General features: G+C 71.3%; 17 protein-coding genes. 9 read left to right on the forward strand and 8 right to left on the reverse strand.

The genetic code is table 11. The annotated features are described in order from the left end of the window. The first annotated feature begins 166 nt into the window (after nucleotides 1-166). The 7 genes from ACP4J0_RS07700 to ACP4J0_RS07730 all read left to right on the forward strand — a co-directional run bounded on the left by ACP4J0_RS07700 (nucleotide 167) and on the right by ACP4J0_RS07730 (nucleotide 11,575). On the forward strand, nucleotides 167-1,738 hold the full coding sequence (locus tag ACP4J0_RS07700) for a DUF4192 domain-containing protein (RefSeq protein ID WP_426597862.1): 1,572 nt from the start codon (nucleotides 167-169) through the stop codon (nucleotides 1,736-1,738). A gap of 680 nt (nucleotides 1,739-2,418) precedes the next feature. After that, nucleotides 2,419-4,338 carry a glycogen debranching N-terminal domain-containing protein gene (locus tag ACP4J0_RS07705; protein ID WP_426597863.1) on the forward strand — a complete coding sequence of 640 codons (1,920 nt, stop codon included), beginning with the start codon at nucleotides 2,419-2,421 and terminating at the stop codon, nucleotides 4,336-4,338. Between the two features lie 131 nt (nucleotides 4,339-4,469). Beyond that, nucleotides 4,470-5,228 (forward strand): NUDIX hydrolase, encoded by a 759-nt coding sequence (locus ACP4J0_RS07710; protein WP_426597864.1) that lies wholly within the window; start codon nucleotides 4,470-4,472, stop codon nucleotides 5,226-5,228. A gap of 123 nt (nucleotides 5,229-5,351) precedes the next feature. After that, nucleotides 5,352-7,589, forward strand: coding sequence for an ATP-binding cassette domain-containing protein (locus tag ACP4J0_RS07715; RefSeq protein ID WP_426597865.1), 2,238 nt, complete (start codon nucleotides 5,352-5,354; stop codon nucleotides 7,587-7,589). Between the two features lie 161 nt (nucleotides 7,590-7,750). Continuing rightward, nucleotides 7,751-8,638, forward strand: coding sequence for a sporulation transcriptional regulator WhiH (gene whiH, locus ACP4J0_RS07720; protein ID WP_426597866.1), 888 nt, complete (start codon nucleotides 7,751-7,753; stop codon nucleotides 8,636-8,638). Nucleotides 8,639-9,064: 426 nt separating this feature from the next. After that, nucleotides 9,065-10,597, forward strand: coding sequence for an RNA polymerase sigma factor (locus ACP4J0_RS07725; RefSeq protein WP_426597867.1), 1,533 nt, complete (start codon nucleotides 9,065-9,067; stop codon nucleotides 10,595-10,597). Between the two features lie 135 nt (nucleotides 10,598-10,732). Continuing rightward, nucleotides 10,733-11,575 (forward strand): S1 family peptidase, encoded by an 843-nt coding sequence (locus ACP4J0_RS07730; protein WP_426597868.1) that lies wholly within the window; start codon nucleotides 10,733-10,735, stop codon nucleotides 11,573-11,575. Between the two features lie 126 nt (nucleotides 11,576-11,701). On the opposite strand, the gene ACP4J0_RS07735 is transcribed toward ACP4J0_RS07730, so the two are convergent. Then, complete coding sequence (locus tag ACP4J0_RS07735; protein WP_426521825.1) at nucleotides 11,702-11,932, reverse strand: DUF7455 domain-containing protein; 231 nt, start codon at nucleotides 11,930-11,932, stop codon at nucleotides 11,702-11,704. Between the two features lie 440 nt (nucleotides 11,933-12,372). On the opposite strand from ACP4J0_RS07735, the gene ACP4J0_RS07740 reads away from it, so the two are divergent. Further along, nucleotides 12,373-14,496 carry a DNA gyrase/topoisomerase IV subunit B gene (locus tag ACP4J0_RS07740; RefSeq protein WP_426597869.1) on the forward strand — a complete coding sequence of 708 codons (2,124 nt, stop codon included), beginning with the start codon at nucleotides 12,373-12,375 and terminating at the stop codon, nucleotides 14,494-14,496. A gap of 344 nt (nucleotides 14,497-14,840) precedes the next feature. Here ACP4J0_RS07740 and ACP4J0_RS07745 read toward each other — a convergent pair whose 3' ends face one another. The 6 genes from ACP4J0_RS07745 to ACP4J0_RS07770 all read right to left on the reverse strand — a co-directional run bounded on the left by ACP4J0_RS07745 (nucleotide 14,841) and on the right by ACP4J0_RS07770 (nucleotide 20,025). Then, entirely contained in the window at nucleotides 14,841-15,521 is a 681-nt protein-coding gene (locus ACP4J0_RS07745) for a response regulator (protein ID WP_426597870.1), read from the reverse strand. Then, nucleotides 15,518-17,188, reverse strand: a complete 1,671-nt coding sequence (locus tag ACP4J0_RS07750) for an ATP-binding protein (RefSeq protein ID WP_426597871.1) — start codon at nucleotides 17,186-17,188, stop codon at nucleotides 15,518-15,520. The genes ACP4J0_RS07745 and ACP4J0_RS07750 overlap by 4 nt, the downstream gene beginning before the upstream one ends. A gap of 135 nt (nucleotides 17,189-17,323) precedes the next feature. Further along, nucleotides 17,324-18,268: a sucrase ferredoxin gene (locus ACP4J0_RS07755; protein ID WP_426597872.1), complete on the reverse strand. Its 945-nt coding sequence runs from the start codon at nucleotides 18,266-18,268 to the stop codon at nucleotides 17,324-17,326. 435 nt (nucleotides 18,269-18,703) lie between these two features. Continuing rightward, complete coding sequence (locus ACP4J0_RS07760; protein ID WP_398135373.1) at nucleotides 18,704-18,940, reverse strand: hypothetical protein; 237 nt, start codon at nucleotides 18,938-18,940, stop codon at nucleotides 18,704-18,706. A 118-nt stretch (nucleotides 18,941-19,058) separates the two neighbouring features. Then, nucleotides 19,059-19,271, reverse strand: a complete 213-nt coding sequence (locus ACP4J0_RS07765; protein ID WP_426597873.1) for a hypothetical protein — start codon at nucleotides 19,269-19,271, stop codon at nucleotides 19,059-19,061. A 202-nt stretch (nucleotides 19,272-19,473) separates the two neighbouring features. Then, nucleotides 19,474-20,025: a DUF6082 family protein gene (locus ACP4J0_RS07770; protein ID WP_426597874.1), complete on the reverse strand. Its 552-nt coding sequence runs from the start codon at nucleotides 20,023-20,025 to the stop codon at nucleotides 19,474-19,476. 318 nt (nucleotides 20,026-20,343) lie between these two features. On the opposite strand from ACP4J0_RS07770, the gene ACP4J0_RS07775 reads away from it, so the two are divergent. Beyond that, nucleotides 20,344-21,498 carry a CobW family GTP-binding protein gene (locus ACP4J0_RS07775; protein WP_426597875.1) on the forward strand — a complete coding sequence of 385 codons (1,155 nt, stop codon included), beginning with the start codon at nucleotides 20,344-20,346 and terminating at the stop codon, nucleotides 21,496-21,498. Between the two features lie 79 nt (nucleotides 21,499-21,577). Here ACP4J0_RS07775 and ACP4J0_RS07780 read toward each other — a convergent pair whose 3' ends face one another. Then, entirely contained in the window at nucleotides 21,578-24,034 is a 2,457-nt protein-coding gene (locus ACP4J0_RS07780) for a DNA gyrase/topoisomerase IV subunit A (protein ID WP_426597876.1), read from the reverse strand. Between the last annotated feature and the right edge of the window lie 326 nt (nucleotides 24,035-24,360).

Here is a 24,360-nt window from a genome sequence, read left to right on the forward strand (position 1 = left end):
CAACAGGACAGGACTGACAGCCGGGCGATGGGGCGTGCGGGGCGGGCGCGGCCGTCGGGCGGAGCGAGGTGGACGCGGCCGTCGCGGGGACCGCGTATGACGTGTCCCTGATTGCAGTTATCCACAGGGCAAAGCGGAACTTCCTGATCCGCGAGATCGTCGGCCCATGACGAACCACAGCGAAACGACCGGGTCCTCCGAGAACGGCGACGCCTCGAAGCCCGTGAAGCCGGGCCGTGCCGCCCGCACCCCGTACGACGGCCCCGGCGACGAGCACCAGGTCACTCTGCGTACCCCCGCCGAACTGGCCGACGCCCTGCCGTACCTCCTCGGATACCGCCCCGAGGACAGCATCGTCCTGGTCGCCCTGCGCGACAGGGACGGGCGGGGCCGTTTCGGCGGCCGGGCCCGGCTCGGCATTCCGGCGGACGTGGACGACTGGGCGGGCGCGGCCGGACAACTGGTCCACGGCCTGGTGACCGGCAGCGAGCGACGAGGAGTGCGGCCCGAGCAGATGGTCGCCTACCTCTGTCAGGAACCGGCGCGGGGTGAGACCGGCCGAGAGGTGATGGAGCGACTGCGGCCGCTGGCCCAGCGGCTGCGCGTCGCATGCGGCACCCTCGACGTACCCGTGGTCGAGGCGCTGTGCATCTCGGCCGGGCGCTTCTGGTCGTACTGCTGCGACGACGTCGTCTGCTGCCCGGCCGAGGGGACCCCCATGGGACTGCCGGGCACGTCCGTGCTGGCCGCGGCGGCCACCTACGCCGGTATCCAGGTGCGTGGCTCACTGAGCGAGCTGCGGGCAAGGCTGCTCCCCCGGGAGGGCGCCGCGGCACTCGAACAGGAGGCGGCACTGGACGCGGCCGCCATGGTGCTGGTCTCCCGGATTTTCGACGACACCGGCCGTTCGCACGTGGCCGAGGAGACGCTGGACCTGGCGCAGCGGGTCATGCGACGCCTCGCCGAGGCACCGCCCGTCTCCGGCGTTCCGGCCGAGGATCTGCGCGACGACCAACTGCTCGGTCATGACGAGACGGCGGCGCTGATCCTCGGCCTCCAGGACCGCACGACACGTGACCGCGCGGCTGAGTGGATGGAGGGTGACGAAGCGGGCCCCGCGCTGCGCCTGTGGCGGGCCTTGGCCCGCCGCTGCGTCGGACCGTACGGCGAACACGCGGCCGCGCCCCTCACCCTCGCGGGATGGGTCGCCTGGTCCACCGGCGACGAACTGGAGGCCCGAGAGGCTCTGGCCATGGCACTCGGCGCAGATCCGGACTATCTCTTCGCCCGGCTCCTGCACCAGGCGTGCAACGAGGGCCTCGATCCCGAGTCGGTCCGCCGCTGTCTGCGTGCGGAGCGTGGGGGCCGTGCGGGCCAGGAAGGCGGCGTATCGGGTGGTGAAGAGCAGGCCCGCGGGTCCTCGGACAGCGAGCTGACCGAGGCCTCGTCCGCTCCGCAGACGCACGGTGGCCGTCGGCGCCGCACGCGCTCCGTCGCCCCGGTCGGCGGAATCCGTCGTCGTGCGAGGACGCAGGCTCGTGAGCCGGGCGCGGAAAGCGGGCGTCCCCGCATGTCGGCGGGCGGCGACCGCCGGGGCAGCGCGCGGACTGGCCGTACGCGGTCGCGCTCCTCGGGAGCGGGAGCGGGAGCGGGGGCCACGGGCCGGAAGGACGCGTGCGCGGAGGGGGCGGGCAGGGGAGAACCAGGCACCGAAGGGGGCGGCGAGCGACTCCGATGAGACGGTCGGGTGCGTCAGGTCGATGGCGCTGCGCCGGGCAGGAGGCAGGCTCCGGTCAGTGAGGGAAGACGGCAAGCCGCGACGCGGTGGCCGACTGGGTGCCATGTCGACCAGGAATCCTCCTGCTGTCCTGCTGTCTTCCTGTCCTGCTGCTTTGCCTTGCCCCGCTGTCGCCCTCCGGTCGTGGCCGTTCAGCATGTACCGGCGTTCCAGGTGGGAGACGGCTCGCGGCTCGCGCCCCCGCCGACCGGGCGACCACCTCGGGCGTGACCCGGGGGACACCCCCTCCGTTCACCTGAGTGGCGTAACGCGCGGACCGTCCGGGACGCCGCGTCGCACCGCACCTGTCAGGCCGAACCATCACATACGGCGCCGTTCCCCCTGAGGCGCAGAGAGAACTGAGAGGGAGCCTTCCCGTGCACGAGCCGACTCCACCGTCCGCCGCCACGGACAGCGTTGCCGCCGGCCGAAGGGCGACGCTGCCGTCCTTCGCCGCGTCCGTGGCGCCTGTCAGCGAACGCGGCTCGGGGCAGGGCAGGAACCTTGGCCCGCCGATGGTCCGACCCCGGTCGGCGCCGCCCCTCCCCCCGACACGGTCGAGTGCGGAGCCGGTCGCTCCTCGGAGCGCGCCGCCTGCGATGCCGCACAGGGCCGGGGACCTGCCGCCCATCCACCGAACCATGATCGGAGTGGCCCTCCCCGCTCTCGTGATCTCCACGGAACAGGGGCAGCTGACCGGCCTCGGCTTGGAAGGCTTCTACCGTGCCGGTCGGCGCCTGCTCTCCCGGTGCCGTCTTCGCGTGGCCGGGCGGGAGCCGGTTCCGTCGCAGGCCCGGATGACAGGCGCCGACCGCGCCCTCTTCGTGGGAACGCTGCGGACGACGTCCGCGCCGGGGCCGGACCCGGACGTCGTGGTCGAGCGGACCCGGGACGCCGATGGAACGGAGCGGATAACGCTGCGTAGTTGGGCACACCGCCCGCTGCGGCTGCCGGTAGAGGTGGCCCTCGGTACGGACTTGGCGGACCTGGGATCGATCGCCGCGGGCAGTGCGGGCCCCGACCTGCCGGCCAGCGTCCACGCTTCCGGTCTGCGGTGGTCCTGTGCCGCGGGCAGTGTGTCGGTCACAGCAGTCCCGCCGCCCGCCGACGCGCTGGCCGCCGCGGGACTGCTGCGGTGGGAGTTCGTACTGCCTCCGGGCGGCAGCACGAGCGTCGAGCTGCGCGTACGACCGGACGGTGCGGGCCCGCTCCGGGCGGTGGGCCGCACGGCGGCCGACCCGCTGGCCTCCGCACACGCCGCCGGTGACGACCCGGCAGTCACGGCCCTCCTGCGGACCAGCATCGAGGATCTCCGAGCCCTGATGCTGCGCGATCCCGCGCACCCCGCCGACGTCCATCTCGCGGCCGGTGTCCCCTGGCGCTGCGGCCCGGCCCCCGCCGAGGCACTCGCCGCCGCCCGGATGGCGCTTCCCCTCGGCACCCGGCTGGCCGCGGGTACGCTGCGCGCCCTGGCCCGCACCCAGCATCGCGGCCCCGGCCCGCGGGCCGGCATGATTCCCGGACCCAGACGTGACGCCGGCCCGCACCTGCCACCGGGCTGCACCGGCACCGAGGCGACCCTCCTCTTCCCCGTGCTCCTCGCGGAGGCCCGCCGCTGGGGGCTCGGCGAGCACGAGACGCAGGAGCTGATGCCGGCGGCCGAGCGCTGTCTGAACTGGCTGCGCACCACCGCCGGGGACGGCACGTACGTACCCGATCCGCACCCCGACGGCCCCGTCCGCTGCGAAACCCAGGCCCACGCCCACCGCGCCGCCCTGCTCGGGGCCGAGTTGCTCGACGCATTCGGCAGACCGGGCGGTGACGGACTGCGGCAGTGGGCCCGGAGGCTGCGGACGGCGTTCCGGCGGGATTTCTGGATCGACAACCCGGCGGGCGGGCGGCCGGCGGCGGCCCAGGCCCCGGACGGACGCCTCGTGCCGCACCTGAGCGCGGCCGCGGCTCACCTCCTCGACACCGGACTGCTCGGCGGGGGCATCGCGGCCCCGGGCCTGCTCGACGCGGTGCAGACCGGCCAACTCGCCCGCCTGCTGGGCAACCCGGCCATGGACTCGGGCTGGGGTCTGCGCGGACTGGCCTCGAAGGAAACGGGATACAACCCCTTCGGGCACCGCGCGGGGGCAGTGCGCGTCCAGGAGACGGCGGTTGCGGTGGCGGGTCTGGCCACCGCCGGTCACGAGAAGGAGGCGGGCTCACTGCTGCGCGGCCTACTGGCCGCGGCGGGCACCTTCGGCCACCGCCTGCCGGAGATGTACGCGGGGGAGCAGCACACCGGTGCGAGCGCTCCCCTGCCGCATCCTGCGGCCTGCCGTCCCGCCGCCACCGCTGCCGCCGCCGGGGTGCTGCTGCTGACGACGCTCGTCGGCATTCGTCCCGACGCCCCGGCCAGGACCGTCACCCTGCGCCCCGTACGCAGCGCACCGCTGGGGGAGCTCGGGCTGACGGGGCTGCGGGTCGCCGGCGCACCCTTCTCCGTGCGGGTCGGCCGGCTCGGCCTGGCCATGGTCGAAGAGGCCGCCGACGAACTGCAGCTAGGAGCCTGACCTGGAATGACGTGGCCTCGCACGGGGACCGGGAGCGAGCGGTGAGATGTACGCCGGAGCGAAGTGGGACAGCCACCGAAGCGGACGGCGAAGGGAGTGTTTATCGTCAGGCAGACGACTATGATCGCCGCATGCCCTACGACCCGTCAGCCTTTCCGCCCTTCGCCGTCACCGTGGACCTGGTCGTGCTGACCGTGCGCCGCCACTCCCTGTGCGCGCTGGCGGTGCGCAGGGGCGAGCCGCCGTTCCAGGGCCGCTGGGCCCTGCCCGGTGGTTTCGTACGGGCCGACGAGGATCTGGCGCAGGCGGCGGCGCGGGAGCTGGCAGAGGAGACGGGCCTGTGCGTCCACGACCCCGTCGCACCCACCCAGGACAACGGTGCCCACCTGGAACAGCTCGCGACGTACGGCGACCCCGAGCGGGACCCCCGGATGCGCGTGGTCAGTGTCGCCCACCTCGCGCTCGCTCCCGACCTGCCCGCGCCACGGGCGGGCGGTGACGCCAGCAACGCGCGCTGGGCGCCGGTCGAGGAACTGCTGGAACAGGCTGGTCACGGCCGTGTCAGCGAACCTGTGGCGCCGCTCGCCTTCGACCACGCCCAGATCCTGGCGGACGGGGTGGAGCGAGCTCGCTCCAAGATCGAGTACTCGTCGCTGGCCACCGCGTTCTGCCCGCCCGAGTTCACCGTCGGTGAATTGCGTCGCGTCTACGAGGCGGTGTGGAGCGTGGCACTCGACCCGCGCAACTTTCACCGCAAGGTGACCGGCACCCCGGGCTTCCTCGTCCCTACCGGCGGCACGACCACGCGCCAGGGCGGGCGTCCCGCCCAGCTCTTCCGGGCCGGCGGCGCGACTCTCCTCAACCCCCCGATGCTGCGCCCCGAGGTGTGACGGCGAGCCCGGCCGGGTCCTGGGAGCGAACGGCGAACAAGAGATCGAAGAGACCTGTCACCCCGTGTCCGGCCCGCCGTGCGATGTCCGAAAAAACGGATATGGCACGCTATCTTGCTACGGGTGATCCAGGCCTTCGGACTTACCAGCAACCCCCGCAAGGAGCTTCCCCCCGCCGTCGACGACGTCTCGTTCGAGGCACGCGCGGGCCACGTCACCGCGCTGCTCGGTGCATCGGGCGCCGGCAAGACGACGGCACTCAGACTCATGCTCGAACTGGAGCACGGCCGTGGTCTCGCCTACTTCAGAGGCCGTCCCCTGCACCGCATCGCCCACCCCTCGCGTGAGGTCGGCGTACTGCTGGGAGATGTGCCGGGGCATCCGGCCCGCACGGTCCGCGGCCATCTCCGCATGCTGTGCGCGGCGGCCGGCGTTCCCGTCCGGCGGGCCGACGAAGTCCTGGAGTCGGTCGGCCTCGTGAGCCTGCGGGACGAACGCCTCGGCACGCTCTCCCGCGGCATGGACCGACGCCTCGGAATGGCCTGCGCACTGATCCCGGACCCGCACACCCTGGTACTCGACGACCCCGCCGGCGCACTCTGCGCGCGCGAGGCCCGCTGGCTCCACGGCGCGCTGCGCGCCCACGCCGGCCAGGGCGGCACCGTCCTGTTCAGTACGGCCGACCCCAAGGAGGCGGCGCGTACCGCCGACCACGTCGTCACGCTGGAACGGGGCAGAGTCGTCGCCGACCAGGAGGCGGCGGACTTCGCCCGTACCCGGCTGCGCCCCCGCGTCGCCGTCCGCAGCCCGCACGCCGCCCGGCTCGCTGCCCTTCTGGTCAAAGAGGCACGCACGGCCCGCCGTTCCGTCGAGGTCGTACGCGAGGGCGGCAACCGCCTCGCGGTGTACGGCAGTACGTGCGCCGACGTCGGCGAGACCGTGTTCCGTCACGGAATCCTGGTACACCAACTCGCCGACGAAGTCGGCGATATGGGACCGGGTGCGGGCGCGGCGCCTGCGGGCCGGCAGCCGGGTACCGAGATCGACGGGGCGCCGGAGACCGGAGACCGGGCCGCCCCCCGCCCAGCCGTCACCCGCCCACGCCGACCGTCCGCCACCGCGCCCCACCCGGCCCCTGCCGAACCACAGCACCCGTCCGCCACCGTTCTCGGCACGTTCGGCCCGCACCGGCCTCCCGCCGGCGACGGCGGCCCGGAGCCCGGTGGCCCACGCCCGGCCACTCCGACCGACTCCCCCCAGCGGCCGACGGACACGGCCCCGCGTGTCCCCGGGGAGGAGCACTCGCTCGCTGACGCCTCTCGGCCTTCGGCCGGCACGCCCGCACCGTCCGGGGCGGAGCCGTCCCCTGTCGCTGGCACCCCTCACTCCTCCCCCGGAACCCGGCCGGTGGCCACGAATCCCCGGCAGCTCGACCGCGATCCGCCGCCGATGACCGGCCTTCAGCCCCTCGGCCGGGCCGGACAGGCGTCCCCCGTCACGGGCGGAGGCACCGATGCGACTGTCGCCGCCGCCACAAGCCGCACCCGGAAGGCGGTGTCCCCGCTTCCACCGCCCGTCTCCGTCCGCTCCGCCCCCAGTCCCCTGCGCCCACTCCGCTATGAACTCCGCCGTGCGGTCGGCATCAGCACCGGGTTCGTCACCGGTGCCGTCGTCCTCGTCGTATCCGCTGTCATCGCTGTGGTCCTGGCACGTGTGGGTCACACCCCGCAGCCGCGGCTCCTGGCCGCGTGGCCGCGGGAGCTGCCGCTGCCGCCCGCGGCGCTCGGCGCGGGGCTGCTCGGTGCGCTGGCCTTCGGCGACGAGTTCCGCCACCCCGCCCTGGCGGCGGACCGCGGCACCGTGCCCCGCCGGATGGGGCTGCTGACCGCCAAACTCGTCGTCTCCGCGGCCACCGCGGTGGTGCTGGCCGTCCTGACGGTGGGCTGCGACACCGAAGTGCTCCGTCTGTTCTACGGACAGGAGCTCGCCCGGGTTCCCGCCGACTGGCCCGCACTCAGCGCCGGTTGGCTCGGGCTCGTCGTCGGATGCGCCTGGTCCGGTGTGCTCGCCGCGGGCGTCTTCCGGTCCACCACGGCCGGGCTCGCCGCGGTGGTCGCCGTTCCCGTGCTCGTCGTACCGCTCGTACAAAAGGTCTGGGACGGCCCGTCCGTGCGGACCGCCGCCGGTCTCCCGATGCGGGTGCGCGAGGCCCTTCTGACGCAGTGGCCGTTCGGCGGTGAGCGGTATCTGGCCGATGTGCTGAGCATGATCGTCCAACCCGTGGGCAGCGCACTGACGTTGTCGCTGACCACTCTGCTCTGCGCATACCTGCTCGTGACCCTGCGCAGCAGGGCCCGATGACGTCGGCCGCGCCCTTCCGGTCCGACCGTGCGCGCAACTCCCCGGGGAAAGCCCATTTCTTTCCGATAAGGCGTCAATTGCGACGGGGTGAGCGATCACCCTTTCGTGTGCTTTTCACCAAAGACCTCAAGGGAGTTGAGAACGGCGCCGACAAAGGATGCGTGAGTACCCTTGCGCACACCATGATGACCGCCGCCCGCTCCGCCGACTCCGGCCTCGCGAACCCGGGCGAACTCGACCGCTACCCCTACGCCGAGGCGCCCCCCGTCGACCGCGTCGGAGTGCCCGCCTGGGAAGGGGTGGAGCCCGAGCTGGGCCGCGTGGGCCGGCGCACCGCGGGCAGCCGTGGCCGTGGACTGCACGGGCAACTCGTCCAGCAGCTGGGCCAGATGATCGTTTCGGGGGACCTGGGCGCCGACCGCCCGCTGGTGCCCGAGGAGATCGGCCAGCGCTTCGAGGTGTCCCGAACCGTCGTCCGTGAGTCTCTCCGCGTCCTGGAGGCCAAGGGCCTGGTCAGCGCCCGTCCGAACGTCGGCACGCGCGTGCGCCCCGTCAGTGACTGGAATCTCCTCGACCCGGACATCATCGAATGGCGCGCCTTCGGGCCACAGCGCGACGACCAGCGCCGCGAGCTCAATGAGCTGCGCTGGACGATCGAGCCGCTCGCCGCCCGCCTCGCCGCCGGGCACGGGCGCGAGGACGTCCAGCAGCGTCTGTCGGACATGGTCGGGATCATGGGTCACGCCCTGGGGCAGGGTGACGCGCTCACCTTCTCGCGTGCCGACGCCGAGTTCCACACGCTGCTCATCCAGATCGCGGGCAACCGGATGCTGGACCACCTCTCCGGGATCGTCTCCGCCGCCCTGCACGTCTCCGGCGGCCCGGTCACGGGCTGTGACCGGCCGAACGACGTCTCGCTGACGCAGCACGGCAGGATCGTCGACGCCCTCGCCGCGGGGGACGGCGCGGCGGCCGAGGCGGCCATGCGGCAACTTCTGACCGTTCACCCCGAGGTGGAACGCGTGGTGCCCGCCCCGCGCGAGCACTGACCGCGTTCCGCCGCAACGGCGCGGGCCGGGCACGCCAGATCCCTCCTATGGCTGTGGCCGGCCGGTTCGCCGCCACCGCGGGCCCCGCGGAACCCCTCGTGGTTCCGCGGGGTCCGAAGGTGCGATGTGGCCTGGGCCTCCCGGCGCGGCCGAGTTTGACTCGTCGGTGACCTTGTTTGGCCGTATCTGACCTGTTTTGAACGCTTACGGGGTGTGACTCGGGCCACGCGGATTGGGCGTAACGCTCGTGGGAACAACGCGATGACCTAAGAGGTGACAGCCGCGGAGGGAATACGGACGCCGTTCACGGCGCTGTGCATCTCCCCGGCTCGCCCGCGCCGTCGACTCACTCCTAAGCCGACGGTCGGCTCCTGTCCGCCATGGACGGGGCCGGAAGCCGTTTTCCAACGTTCCGAGAGGTTGTTCGTGTCGGCCAGCACATCCCGTACGCTCCCGCCGGAGATCGCCGAGTCCGTCTCTGTCATGGCGCTCATTGAGCGGGGAAAGGCTGAGGGGCAGATCGCCGGCGACGACGTGCGTCGGGCCTTCGAAGCTGACCAGATCCCGGCCACTCAGTGGAAGAACGTACTGCGCAGCCTCAATCAGATCCTCGAGGAAGAGGGTGTGACGCTGATGGTCAGTGCCGCAGAGCCCAAGCGCACCCGTAAGAGCGTCGCAGCGAAGAGTCCCGCCAAGCGCACCGCCACCAAGACGGTCACGGCGAAGACGGTGACCAGCAGGAAGGCCGCCGCCCCCGCCACCCCGGCGGCGCCCGCCACCGACTCCGCAGTCGAGGACGAGGCGCCCGCCAAGAAGGCGGCGGCCAAGAAGACCACCGCCAAGAAGGCGGCGGTGAAGAAGACGACCGCCAAGAAGACGGCTGCGAAGAAGACGACCGCCAAGAAGGAAGACGGCGAGCTTCTCGAGGACGAGGCGATCGAGGAGCCGAAGGCCGCGACGGAGGAGCCCGAGGGCACCGAGAACGCGGGCTTCGTGCTGTCCGACGACGACGAGGACGACGCCCCGGCCCAGCAGGTCGCCGCGGCCGGCGCCACCGCCGACCCGGTCAAGGACTACCTCAAGCAGATCGGCAAGGTCCCCCTGCTCAACGCCGAGCAGGAGGTCGAACTCGCCAAGCGCATCGAGGCGGGTCTGTTCGCCGAGGACAAGCTTGCGAACTCCGACAAGCTCGCCCCCAAGCTCAAGCGCGAGCTGGAGATCATCGCCGAGGACGGCCGCCGCGCCAAGAACCACCTCCTGGAGGCCAACCTCCGCCTGGTGGTCTCCCTGGCCAAGCGCTACACCGGCCGCGGCATGCTCTTCCTGGACCTCATCCAGGAGGGCAACCTCGGTCTGATCCGCGCGGTGGAGAAGTTCGACTACACCAAGGGCTACAAGTTCTCCACGTACGCCACCTGGTGGATCCGTCAGGCGATCACCCGCGCCATGGCCGACCAGGCCCGCACCATCCGTATCCCGGTGCACATGGTCGAGGTCATCAACAAGCTCGCGCGCGTGCAGCGCCAGATGCTCCAGGACCTGGGCCGCGAGCCCACTCCGGAGGAGCTGGCCAAGGAGCTCGACATGACCCCGGAGAAGGTCATCGAGGTCCAGAAGTACGGCCGCGAGCCCATCTCGCTGCACACCCCGCTGGGCGAGGACGGCGACAGCGAGTTCGGTGACCTCATCGAGGACTCCGAAGCGGTCGTCCCGGCCGACGCGGTCAGCTTCACGCTCCTGCAGGAGCAGCTGCACTCCGTCCTCGACACCCTGTCCGAGCGCGAGGCGGGCGTCGTCTCCATGCGCTTCGGTCTCACCGACGGTCAGCCGAAGACCCTCGACGAGATCGGCAAGGTGTACGGGGTCACGCGGGAGCGCATCCGTCAGATCGAGTCGAAGACGATGTCGAAGCTGCGTCACCCGTCGCGCTCCCAGGTGCTGCGCGACTACCTCGACTAGATCGCGGTCGTACGAGCGACAGGGCCCGGTTCCACCAGGTGGGGAACCGGGCCTTCGCGCTGGGCAGCGGGTGCGCGGCACGGCGGGCTGGATCACTCTGGGTGTTCCATCACAATCTCGGAGTGAGGAGCTCGCATGCGTCGCCTCTTTGCCCGGGCGCTGGTCCGGCCGCTGGTCCTGGCGGCTGCGGCGACCGCGATACCGCTGGTGTCCGCCGCCCCCGCGTCCGCCGACAGCATCGTCGTCGGAGGCTTTCCGGTCGAAGCGTCGGACAGCCCGTGGACCGTCGCCCTGTCCAGCCGTGACCGGTTCGGAGGTACTCGGGCCGGACAGTTCTGCGGGGGAGTGGCCGTCGGCCGTACCACCGTGCTCACGGCGGCCCACTGCCTGGGTGAGGAGGTTCTCGGGTCGCCGCCCGAGCGGGTACGCGATCTGAGGGTCATCGCCGGTCGTACGGACCTGCTCTCGGACCAGGGCCGCGAGGTTCCGGTCCGCGACGTCTGGGTGAACCCGGCGCACGACGACGTCACCAATGCCGGTGACTTCGCGGTGCTCACCCTCTCCGAAGCCCTTCCCTCCGGCTCGGTCATAGGGATGGCGGCCGCGGGCGACCCCGCGTACGGATCCGGGACGGGTGCGCTCGTCTACGGGTGGGGGGACGCCTCGGGTACCGGGGACTACGCGAACGGCCTGCGGGCGGCACGCGTGCGGGTGCTCCCCGACGCACGCTGTGAGCGGGCGTATCCGGGAAGCGACGAAGGGCGGTATCACGCCGGCACGATGCTCTGTGCCGGCGAGGATGCCGGTGGCCGCGATGCCTGTCAGGGCGACAGCGGGGGGCCGCTGGTCGCGCAGGGCAGACTCATCGGCCTCGTGTCCTGGGGGAGCGGCTGCGGGCGCCCGGGCAGTCCCGGGGTGTACACGCGCGTCTCCGCGGTTCTGCGGACGCTGGGATGGGACGACGATGCCGCGCGGTGACGTGAGGGCGCCTGGCGGCCGCTGAGGGCCTTCCGGGCACGAGGACGGGCGGCCGCCTCCTGGTTGGGGAGGCGGCCGCCCGTTCATCGGCCTGTGCCGGGCTGGCTCGTCGTCGGGCGCGAAGCGTCAGCGCTCTTCCTCGGCGGAAGATTCCGGAGCGGCCGTCAGCCGCTCCGTCTCGTCCTGTATCTCAGCGGCGATCTTCTTGAGTTCCGGCTCGAACTTGCGCCCGTGGTGAGCGCAGAAGAGCAGTTCTCCGCCGCTCAGCAAGACGACGCGCAGGTATGCCTGGGCGCCGCAGCGGTCGCAGCGATCAGCGGCCGTCAGCGGGCTTGCGGAAGTCAGAACAGTAGTCACGTCGCCTCTTCTCTAGCTCGACGAGCTGTCGTACCAGGGTCAACATCCAACCAGCCCCAAAACGTTCCCGCTCGTGGCTTTTCCTCGAAAAAAATTTCCGAGGGGCAGGCTGTTGCCGGTTGGCGGCGAATGTGCCGTATTGCGTGTCTCTGTGTCGTACGGGTTCGCGCAGTCGGTCAGTGTCAGTCCCGCCGGCTGGGTTGCCGGTTTGTTCATGAGGACGTGCCCGGAGCCTAAATGGTTCATGCGTCGAAGGGAACGTGATGTGTACTTCACCCCTTCGAGGGATCGAACAGGCATGCGACGCTGGACTAGGGTGAACCCTCGACGAGGGTGGCGTTACAACGGCTCTACCAGGCCTCGGTACCCTCTGACCGGTGAACTGAGCCGCGCCCTTACCCAGCGGGGCCCCATCTGAAATTCAGCGAGGAGCGAACCGCGTGACCGCCGAGACATCCGTGCCGTCCACTGCGCTGCTGGCAGGAGCAGACCGGGACGGATCCAACTACACCGCGCGGCACCTGCTCGTCCTCGAAGGGCTCGAGGCCGTGCGGAAGCGTCCGGGCATGTACATCGGATCGACCGACAGCCGTGGCCTGATGCACTGCCTGTGGGAGATCATCGACAACTCCGTCGACGAAGCCCTCGGCGGTTACTGCGACCACATCGAGGTGATCCTCCACGACGACGCGTCGGTGGAGGTCAGGGACAACGGCCGGGGCATCCCGGTCGACGTCGAGCCCAAGACCGGCCTGTCCGGTGTCGAGGTCGTCATGACCAAGCTGCACGCCGGCGGCAAGTTCGGAGGCGGCTCGTACGCCGCATCCGGCGGTCTGCACGGCGTCGGCGCCTCCGTGGTGAACGCCCTGTCCGCCCGGCTGGACATCGAGGTGGACCGCAACGGGCACACCAACGCCATCAGCTTCCGGCGTGGCGTTCCGGGCGCCTTCACGGGGAGGGGGCCGGACGCGAAGTTCGAGGCCGCGAGCGGGCTGCGCAAGGCCAGGAAGATCCCCAAGAGCCGTACCGGCACGCGCGTGCGGTACTGGGCCGACCGGCAGATCTTCCTCAAGGACGCCAAGCTCTCCCTGGAGAACCTGCACCAGCGGGCCCGCCAGACCGCGTTCCTGGTGCCCGGACTGACCATCGTCGTCCGCGACGAGTACGGTCTCGGTGACGGCGGCAGCAAGGGCGAGGAGTCCTTCCGTTTCGACGGCGGCATCAGCGAGTTCTGCGAGTTCCTGGCCAGTGACAGGCCCGTCTGTGACGTGCTGCGCTTCAGTGGACAGGGCAGCTTCAAGGAGACGGTCCCCGTCCTGGACGAGCACGGCCAGATGACGCCCACCGAGGTCACCCGCGAACTCGGCGTCGACGTCGCGATGCGCTGGGGCACCGGGTACGACACCACCCTCAGGTCGTTCGTCAACATCATCGCCACGCCCAAGGGCGGCACCCACGTCGCGGGCTTCGAACAAGCGGTGGCCAAGACGATGAACGAGGTGCTGCGCACCAAGAAGCTGCTGCGCGTCGCCGAGGACGACATCGTCAAGGACGACGCCCTGGAGGGTCTGACGGCGGTCGTGACGGTCCGCCTCGCCGAGCCGCAGTTCGAGGGCCAGACCAAGGAGGTCCTCGGCACCTCGGCGGCCCGCCGCATCGTGAACAACGTCATCACCAAGGAACTCAAGGCGTTCCTGACCTCCACGAAGCGCGACGCGGCCCAGCAGGCACGGGTGGTCATGGAGAAGGCCGTCGCCGCGGCCCGCACCCGCATCGCCGCCCGTCAGCACAAGGACGCCCAGCGCCGCAAGACGGCCCTGGAATCCTCCTCGCTGCCCGCCAAGCTCGCCGACTGCCGCAGCGACGACGTCGACCGCAGCGAGCTGTTCATCGTCGAGGGCGACTCCGCGCTGGGTACGGCGAAGCTTGCCCGGAACTCCGAGTTCCAGGCGCTGCTGCCGATCCGCGGCAAGATCCTCAACGTTCAGAAGTCGTCCGTGACCGACATGCTGAAGAACGCCGAGTGCGGCGCGATCATCCAGGTCATAGGAGCCGGGTCCGGCCGTACCTTCGACATCGACGCGGCCCGCTACGGCAAGATCATCATGATGACCGACGCCGATGTGGACGGCTCCCACATCCGTACTCTGCTCCTGACCCTGTTCCACCGCTACATGCGGCCCATGGTGGAGGCGGGCCGGGTCTTCGCCGCGGTGCCGCCGCTGCACCGCATCGAGCTCGTCCAGCCGAAGAAGGGCCAGGACAAGTACGTCTACACGTACTCGGACCGGGAGCTGCGGGACACACTCATGGAGTTCCAGAGCAAGAACATCCGGTACAAGGACTCCATCCAGCGGTACAAGGGCCTGGGCGAGATGGACGCCGACCAACTGGCGGAGACGACCATGGACCCGCGGCGCCGCACCCTGCGCCGGATCAACCTCACCGACCTGGACTCCGCCGAGCAGGTCTTCGACCTGCTGATGGGCAACGACGTCGCGCCCCGCAAGGAGTTCATCTCCAGCTCGGCGGCGACGCTGGACCGTTCGCGCATCGACGCGTAACCGCGTACGACCGCGCGTAACCGTTGAGCCTGGCCCGGCGGCGATCGAGCTGCCGGGCCCGGCAAGGTGCCTGGGTCCGGCAACTGCCCGGGAAGGCCACTGCCCGACGGCTGCCCGGCCGGCCGCACAAGCGGCTCCTCCGCCTCTGGCCGACGCTCGCACCGTAGGGAATCGGAGGGCGAACCCCTGACGCCTGACTCCCTGCGAAAGAGTGAGGCATCTTCCCGTTCTGCCCAGCCTTGGGCATGCGGTCGAGCAACGCACCCCCCGAGGTGCCGAGAGGGGCCCCGAAGGCACGGCCGGCCACCGCGACGCCCCGGGCCCGTCCATGGCGTCCGGACTCCTCAGGCGCGGGTCGCCCACTCGTAACGGTGCTCCGGGCGGCCCGCGTCGCCGTACTTGAGGGTCAGCCGGGCCCGTCCCGTGCGCTCCAGCAGTTTCAGATAGCGCTGTGCGGTCTGGCGGCTCACCCCGGTCCGTTCGGCGATCTCCTGGGCGGAGAGCGCACCGTCGGCCTTCAGCAGGCACTGGCGCACGAGCTCGGCGGTGGTGGGGGAGTGCCCCTTGGGCAGCCCCGGCTCCGACGGTGCCGAGAGGGCGCCGAAGATGCGGTCGACCTCGGCCTGCTCCGCCTCACCACCGCCGTCGAGAGTGCGCCGCAGCTCCGCGTACGCCTCCAGCTTGGCGCGCAGCCCGGCGAAGGCGAACGGTTTGACCAGGTACTGCAGGGCACCCTGGCGCATCGCCGCCTGGACGGTCGACACGTCCCGTGCCGCCGTCACCATGATCACGTCGGTCTGATGGCCACGTCGCCGCATCTCCTGGACGACCTCCAGACCGGTCCGGTCGGGCAGGTAGTGGTCCAGCAGGATCAGGTCCAGGCGCGGCAGCATCTCCACGCTGTGCAGCGCCTCCAGCGCGCTGTGCGCCTCGCCGGCGACGTGGAAGCCCGGAACCTTCTCGACGTAGGCGGCGTTGACCCGCGCGACCCGCGTGTCGTCGTCCACGACCAGGACCTCGATCATCGGGACTCCTCCTCGGCAACGGTGTTCACGGGGGCGGTGAAGGCGTGTTCCAGGTCTGGTTCGGCCAGCGCCTCGGGCAGGACGACGACGAACTCCGCGCCCCCGCCGTGCGCCTCACCGACGGTGGCACTGCCGCCCTGCCGCTCGGCCAGCCTGCGTACCAGAGACAGCCCGATGCCGCGCTGGCGGTGGGCCGGCGGTTCCTTGGTGGACCATCCCGCCGCGAACACCAGCTCGCGGTGTTCCGCCGGTATCCCGGGCCCGGTGTCACGAACCCTGAGCGTGGCCGTACGGCCCTGCGCACGCAATTCGACCTCCACGCGCGCGTGCGGCGTCCCCGCGACGGCGTCGAGCGCGTTGTCGACCAAGTTACCGACGATCGTCACGAGCCCCCTGGGGTCGACCAGGAGGTCCGGCAGCCGCGTCCGGTCCGACACCCACAGGGCGACTCCGCGTTCGGCCGCGACGGTCGCCTTGCCGACCAGCAGGGCGGCGAGAAGGGGATCCCGGATCCGCTCGGTGATCTGCTCAGCGGTGACCCGGTGGTCGCCGACCACCTCGCCGACGAACTCCACGGCGTCGTCGTACATCTCCAGTTCGAGCAGCCCCAGCAGGGTGTGCATGCGGTTGGCGTGCTCGTGGTCCTGCGCGCGCAGGGCGTCGATCAGGCCGCGCGTCGAGTCCAGCTCCCGGCCGAGCTGCTCCAGCTCGGTGCGGTCGCGCAGCGTGGCGACGGCACCGCCGTCGTCGGTGGGCATCCGGTTGGCGACCAGCACCCGCTGGCCGCGCACCGTGAGCAGGTCGGTCCCGGTCACCCGGCCGGCCAGGACGTCGGCCGTGCGCCCCGCGCCGAGCGCCTCGTCGGGGGAGCGGCCGACGGCCTCGCCACCGATGCCCAGCAGACGCTGGGCCTCGTCGTTCAGCAGGCGTACCCTGCCGCCGCGGTCCAGGGCGACGACGCCCTCCCGGATGCCGTGCAGCATGGCCTCGCGCTCCGCGAGCAGCCCCGCGATGTCCGAGAAGGCCAGGTCCCGGGTCTGCCGCTGGACCCTGCGCGAGATGAACCAGGCGGCCAGCGCGCCGACGGCCAGGGCGCCACCGGCGTACGCGAACAGGCCGGGGATGGCGTGGATCAGCCGGGCCCGGACGCTGTCGTAGGCGATGCCCACCGAGACGGCGCCGACGACGGCGCCTTCGCTGTCGCGCAGGGGCACCTTGCCGCGCGCGGAGCGGCCCAGGGTGCCGTCGTCGATCTCCATGACCTCACGGCCGGCCAGGGCCTGCCCGGGGTCGGTCGAGACGACCTCGCCGATCCGCTCCGGGTCGGTGTGCGACCAGCGCACGCCCTGCCGGTCCATCACGACGACGTACTCCGCCCCCGTGGCCCTCCGGATCCGCTCCGTCTCCTGTTGCACCGGCCCGTCGGGCGCGGGCCGGGTGGTGCGCAGGTCCCGTACCACCTGTGGCTGCTGCGCCGTGGTCTGCGCGATCGCCAGCGCCCGGCGCATCGCCTGGTCGTCCAGCTGGTCGCTGAGCGGCGCCAGGAAGAGCCCGGTCGCGAGCACGACGACTCCCGCCGCGATCGCCAGCTGCATCAGCAGCACCTGCGAGAACACCCGCCGCGGCAGGCCGAGGCGCAGGCGGCGAACGGGGGGAGTGGGACTCATACCCATGACGGTACGTGGAGGCTCTGACATGCCGTAGAGGGGTGTGGCGCGGATCTCCCGAGCGCCTTGGACGAGGGAGGCCCGGCCGGGACCCCTCGCGGCCGTCGGGCCCCTCCCTCCGTCCCCGGGCCGGCTTCAGCCGGCGAGCGCCGCCGTCACCGACAGTTCCCGCACCGCGGTGACCGCCATCCGCGCCGGCGAGCCCAGCACCGACGTCCCGCAGCTCTCCGGACGCGGCGGTACCGACGCGTCCTGCTCGACGGTGACCCGCCAGTGCCGGCCGTCGGCGTGGGCCACGGTCACCTCCCAGTGCGGTGCGGCACCGTCCGTCCGTACGACGCTCAGCACCTGCGCCGCGTCCTCGCCCACGGCCGAGCGCACGGCCAGCTCGGCCGCCTGTCCGGGGCGCTCCCACGAGGAGTTCCCGCGGCAGCCCTCGACGACGACCCGTGCCTCCCGCGCACCGTGCAGGATCTCCTTGACCGTGTGGGCCTGGACCCGGCCGTACGCGTACCCGTGGGGCAGCACGAGCACCGTCGGCGAGAAGCGGTGCCCGCCCAGATGGGTGACCTCCCATACGCCCTCGGCCCCGGACGCGGCGAGCTCGGCAGCCAGCGGCCGGCCGAGGAGCGCGCAGCACCGGTCGCGCTTGCCGTTGGTACAGACGAGGGCGAGCGGATCGCCCGGGTGGGGACCGCCGTCGAGCACCGACTCGAAGGTACGGCGGTCGCCCCTGCCGAGCGCGGCGAAATCGAGGTCGAGCAGCCGGCGGGGGTCCGTGAGTGTGGTGCCGTGCAGCCACACGTTTCCCGGCACGGTGTGGGCCGCGTACACCCGGCGCTCGGCTGGAGTGCCGCCGTCCGCGTGGCGTCCGGGCCGGCGGATGAGCGCGATGCGTACGCCCGTCCCCTTCGCCTGCGCCTCCAGGGCACGCCCCAGCGCGGGATCCAGGTGGCTCGACGTGAGCGCCTTGGCGCCCCACGGGCCGGGCTGTTCGAGCAGCAACCAGGTCCTCGCGACGGGTGCGGTGCCCGAAACGGGCTCGTCGAGGTTCCGGGAGGCGACTGAGCACGTACTCACAGAGGTGAGCCTAACCTGACTTGTGCCGCGGCGACTTCCAGCCGCGCCTGAGCGCTGCTTCGGCAGGGCTTGTCAGCGGCTGCGGACCCGAGTGGAGCCCGCTGGTACGCGTGCGCGGTGGGCGCTCGCCGTACTCTCCGGCGCGTGCGCCATGGACGCTCGCCGTACTCCTCCGGCGCGTGTGCGGTCCTGCCAGCCGTCCGGGCCACGGGGGTGCGGTGTGCGGGGCAGGGGGCGCCGGTCGGGGCACCGGCGGCGGCTGAGGATCCGTGCGGCCTGGTGCCGTTCCGGCGCCAGGCCTCATCGGTGGGGCCGTCGAGCGGGACGGGGTGCCGAGGGCTCGACGGACGACTGGTCCGGCGCGGTGGACGGTTGCGTGCGGCCGGAACGGTGTGACGGGGTACGGGTCCGGGCGGACGCGTGCCTCGCGGGAGGTCAGGCGTCGGGGATGTCCGCCTTGGCGCGGATCAGGGTTTCCCGGCTGATGACCACGATGCGTTCGTAGTCGGCGCGGGCGGCGTCGGCGGGCAGCTCACGCTCCAGCGCCTCGGTGGCCTCGGTGCCGATGACGGCGAAGTTGCCGTCGCTCAGTTCGAACAGGTCGGGGCAGTTCGCTCCTGAAGCACTGCCACGGGCACTTGGCGGCACACCGATACGGCGCACGATTTTCAAGGGTTACCGGTCCTTACGTCGGATCTGCTCTCTCAGGGGCGGGCAGCACCCTACTGGTTGGCAGTGAGCGGTGAGGGCGACAGAGCGGCGTGTCCTGCTTTCCGCCTTGTCGCGGCCCTCATGCGCGTGGGGGAGCGGAAGACGTGCTGGGGATCTGCTCCGGGGCTGCGGGCGGCGACGGTGTCGTCGGCGGGACGCTGGGCGACAACAGGCAGAGAACGGCTATGACGGCGGCGCCTGCCGCGACACCGGCCCCGATTCCTTCCCGCCGGTTCACCAGGTAGCCGACGGCTGCGGCGACGGCGAGGAAGACGATGGCTTCCAGGGTCATGTGACACCTCCATGATCCGCACCTGCCCGGCGGTGAAAGCCGGCGCGGCGGGCAGGCCGGCGACCGTGCGCTGTTCCGAGCGCATCGCTTGGAGGGGGAGAGTACGGGTGGTCGTGGGGACGGGGTGACCGCATGGCCGAAAGGCACTCCGCGGTGACCCTCATGCGCCTTCGCTGACGGCGTCGCCGGGAAAGCCCGGAGGTCAGGGCGAGGGAGGCGTGCCCACCACCCACCATTCATCCGTGTCGGCCTCGTCGAGGTCGCTGATGAGGCCGTCTACCAAGTGGCCGATCCGGGCTTCGTCGGACGACTGCTTGAGCGTCGCGCGCTGCCCCCTCGATGCATCCCAGTACTCCCGCATCAGAGGGTTCTGGAAGAGCTCACGGGCATGCCCGTACAACTCCTCCTGGTCCACAAGTCCCGCGCGGTAGAGGTGGTAGAGGTTGATGTACCAGGCGTTGGCATAGAAGTACTGACGGCGCTTCTCCGCCGGAATGTCGGGCGCGTATGTGTCGATCACCGAGGCCAGCGACGGGTCGTCGATCGCCCTGGACAGCAGTTCCCAGTGCATGCGCTGCTGGTGAGCGAGCGCCCGGCGGCGCGAGGCGGTCTCCTCGAGTTCGAGCCGCCGTATGCGCAGCCGTTCCGCTTCCAGCGCACGGTGACGCGCGGCCAGCGTCAACCCGGCCGTGGCGACCAGCAGACACGCTGCGGCGGAGCCGAACCTCCCCGTGATGTTCTTCCGTGTGACCATGTCAACCCCCGAATCAGGCGACCGCCCGCCGGTCGTCGAGTGCGGGTCGGCTGACGGGGACCGGCGAGCGATGGCTGGCGCTGCCGCCTCCAGAGTGCCGAGCGGCGCTGACCGGCGGGGAGGCGGAGAGGAGGCGCACGGAGGGAAGCGAGGGTCGCACGGTCCGGCGCCATGCAAAACGTCTGCCCAGCCGGCGCTGCTAACAATCGTTCACTCCGCGGGCACTGCGTCGGCTCGTATCCTGAGCAGGCAATTCCGTATGTGGGTCTACGTTCTGCCGCGGACCGGCGTACGCGTAGGTGAGAGAGAGGTCGCACGGTGGGGCAGCGCTCGATTCCGCAGCAGATCCCGGTCGTCGTACTCGCCGGGTTCCTCGGCTCCGGAAAGACCACCCTTCTCAACCACCTCCTCCATCGCAGTGGAGGCAGCCGTATCGGCGCCATCGTGAATGACTTCGGCTCGATCGAGATCGACGCGATGGCCGTCGCCGGCGCACTCGGCGACTCCACCGTTTCGCTCGGCAACGGGTGTCTGTGCTGTGCCGTCGACGCCGGCGAACTGGACGGGTACCTGGAACGCCTGGCCCGGCCCGACACCGGTATCGACGTCATCGTCATCGAGGCCAGCGGGCTCGCCGAGCCGCAGGAACTCGTCCGCATGCTTCTCGCGAGTGAGCAGCCGGAGGTCGTCTACGGCGGGCTCGTCGAGGTCGTCGACGCCGCCGAGTTCGACGACACGCGCGCCAAGCACCCCGAGATCGACCGGCACTTGGCCCTCGCCGACCTGGTCGTGGTCAACAAGACCGACCGGGTTCCGGGCGCCGAGCGGGTACTCGCGCTCGTCCGGTCGCTCAGCGACCGCGCCGCCGTCGTGCCCGCGACCTACGGCCGCATCGACCCCGAGTTCCTCTACGACTGCCGGCCGAGCGAGGAGCGCGTGGGGCAGCTGTCCTTCGACGACCTGTACGACCACTCCAGGGGCGGCGCACACGCCGAGCACCTGCACGCCGCCTACGACACCCTGTCGTTCGTCTCCGATCTCCCGCTGGACCCGCGCCGGCTCATGCGCTTCCTGGACAGCAGGCCGGAGGGCCTGTACCGGATCAAGGGGTACGTCGACTTCGGTCCGTACGACACGCGGAACCGGTACGCCGTCCACGCCGTGGGCCGTTTCCTGCGCTTCTACCCGGAGCCCTGGGGGCCTGCCGACGCCCGCCGCACCCAGCTCGTCCTCATCGGCTCCGGCATCGACGCGCCCGCCCTCGGCGAGGAACTCGGCGCGTGCCGCGCGGATCCCGACGCCCCGCACGCCGACGAGCACGGCATGTGGGGCGTCCTGCGCTACGTACCGGAGCCCGAGGGCGGGGAACCGGGCGACATCGAACCGGGCGACATGGAATCCGACGGCGGGGATCCCGACGACAGCGAGCCGGGCGGCGAGGAGCCGCCGCCCGTTCCCTGGGGCGGGCCCTAGGGGGTGTCGTTTGGGTCAGGTCGGCTCCAGGCACCGGTGCCTTGCAAGCGACCCCGGCAAGATCCAAACGACACCCCCCCTAAGCCGGTCCCGCCACCACCGACACCGTCTTCGGCAGTGACACCCCCGAGCCGTCGCGGCGCGGGTCGATCTCCGGGAGCTGAGCCGGGGAACCGTTCTTCTGCGCGGCGAGCGCCGGGGTGGCACCCGCCCAGGCGAAGGCCAGGCAGTCCTCGCCCTTCAGGAACCGCTGGCAGCGCACACCCCCCGTGGCGCGGCCCTTGCGCGGGTACTGGTCGAAGGGGGTGAGTTTCGCCGTGGTCTGGACGGAGTCGTCCAGAGTGCCGCGCGAACCGGCGATCGTGAAGACGACCGCCTTCGCGGCCGGGTCCACCGCCGTGAAGGAGATGACCCTGGCACCGTCGGTGAGCTTGATGCCCGCCACACCGCCCGCGGGACGGCCCTGCGGGCGGACCTGCGAGGCCTGGTAGCGCAGCAACTGCGCGTCGTCCGTGATGAAGACCAGGTCCTCGTCGCCGGTGCGCAGCTCGGCACCGCCGACGATCCGGTCGCCCTCCTTGAGGCTGATGACCTCCAACTCGTCCTTGTGGGACGGGTAGTCGGGCACCACACGCTTGACGACACCCTGTTCCGTACCGAGCGCCAGGCCGGGGGAGGACTCGTCCAGCGTGGTCAGACAGATGACCGTCTCGTCGTCCTCCAGGGTCACGAACTCCGCGAGCGGAGCGCCACCCGAGAGGTTCGGCGTCGGCAGGGGCTCGGGGAGCTGGGGGAGGTCCACGACGTTCACCCGCAGCAGACGCCCCGCGGACGTCACCACGCCCACCTCGCCGCGCGCCGTGGCAGGCACCGCCGAGACGATCAGGTCGTGCTTGACCCGCTTGGCCCCCGCCTCCGTGACGAGCGGCTCGTCGTTCGCGGTGCGGGCCAGCAGGCCCGTGGAGGACAGCAGCACCCGGCACGGGTCGTCCGCCACCTGGAGCGGCACGGCGGCGACCGGGGCGCCGCTCGACTCCAGCAGTGTCGTACGGCGGTCGGTGCCGAACTTCTTGGCGACCGCGGCCAGTTCGGTGGAGACCAGCTTGCGCAGCTCCGCGTCGGAGTCGAGGATCCGGGTCAGCTCCTCGATCTCCGCGTTCAGCCGGTCCTGCTCGGACTCCAGCTCGATGCGGTCGAACTTGGTGAGCCGCCGCAGCGGCGTGTCCAGGATGTACTGGGTCTGGACGTCGCTCAGCGAGAAGCGCTCCATCAGGCGCTGCTTGGCCTGTGCGGAGTTCTCACTGGAGCGGATGAGGCGGATGACCTCGTCGATGTCGACCAGGGCGGTGAGCAGGCCCTCGACCAGGTGCAGACGGTCGCGGCGCTTGGCGCGGCGGTACTCGCTGCGGCGCCGCACGACGTTGAAGCGGTGGTCGAGATAGACCTCCAGCAGTTCCTTGAGGCCCAGGGTGAGGGGCTGGCCGTCCACCAGGGCGACGTTGTTGATGCCGAAGGACTCCTCCATCGGCGTCAGCTTGTAGAGCTGCTCCAGGACCGCCTCCGGCACGAAGCCGTTCTTGATCTCGATGACCAGGCGCAGTCCGTGCTCGCGGTCGGTGAGGTCCTTGACGTCGGCGATGCCCTGGAGCTTCTTCGAGCCGACCAGGTCCTTGATCTTGGCGATCACCTTCTCCGGGCCGACCGCGAAGGGCAGCTCGGTCACGACGAGACCCTTGCGGCGGGCCGTCACCGTGTCCACGGCGACCGTCGCCCGGATCTTGAACGTGCCGCGGCCCGTCTCGTAGGCGTCCCGGATGCCGGGCAGACCGACGATCCGGCCGCCGGTGGGCAGGTCGGGGCCCGGAACGTGCTTCATCAGGGCTTCGAGGTCGGCGTTCGGGTACCGGATGAGGTGCCGGGCGGCCGCGATGACCTCGCGCAGATTGTGCGGCGGCATGTTCGTGGCCATGCCGACCGCGATGCCCGAGGCGCCGTTGACCAGCAGGTTCGGGAAGGCGGCGGGCAGTGCCACCGGCTCCTGCTCCTGGCCGTCGTAGTTCGGGCCGAAGTCGACGGTGTCCTCGTCGATGGACTCCGTCATCAGGCTGGTGGCCTCGGCCATCCGGCACTCGGTGTACCGCATGGCGGCCGGCGGGTCGTCGTTGCCCAGCGAGCCGAAGTTGCCGTGGCCGTCCACCAGGGGGACGCGCATCGAGAAAGGCTGGGCCATGCGCACCAGGGCGTCGTAGATCGACGCGTCGCCGTGCGGGTGCAGCTTGCCCATGACCTCGCCGACGACGCGGGCGCACTTCACGTAGCCACGCTCGGGCCGCAGGCCCATCTCGTTCATCTGGTAGACGATGCGGCGGTGCACCGGCTTGAGGCCGTCGCGGGCGTCCGGCAGCGCACGGGAGTAGATGACCGAGTACGCGTACTCGAGGAAGGAGCCCTGCATCTCGTCGACGACGTCGATGTCGAGGATCTTCTCCTCGTACGAGTCGTCGGGCGGCGGGGTCTTCGTACTACGGCGGGCCATCGCTGCCGGCTCCTTGCTGAAGCGTGAACGGTGATCTGACGCGGTCCATTGTGGACCGCGGCACTGACAGCGACCGACCAGGACCCGTCACGGGCTGCCCGGCCCGGCGCTGCCCGCAGGGTACGCCCTCGTGCCGCGCCCCCGCCCCCGCCGGGTCGCCGACCCCGTTCTCGCTCTCGGCGTACGAGGTCCGGGAACTCCACGGGCGGCCCGCACGCTTGCATACAGTGGCAGGATCGGAAGGATCGGCGGAATTCCGCAGTTCCGCCCAATGATCCACCAAGTGTTTCACCAAGTGATTCCGCCAAGGATTTCGCGATCGAAGG

Origin of the sequence: Streptomyces sp. WG7, from assembly GCF_049975785.1 — a bacterium.
Taxonomy (GTDB): domain Bacteria; phylum Actinomycetota; class Actinomycetes; order Streptomycetales; family Streptomycetaceae; genus Streptomyces.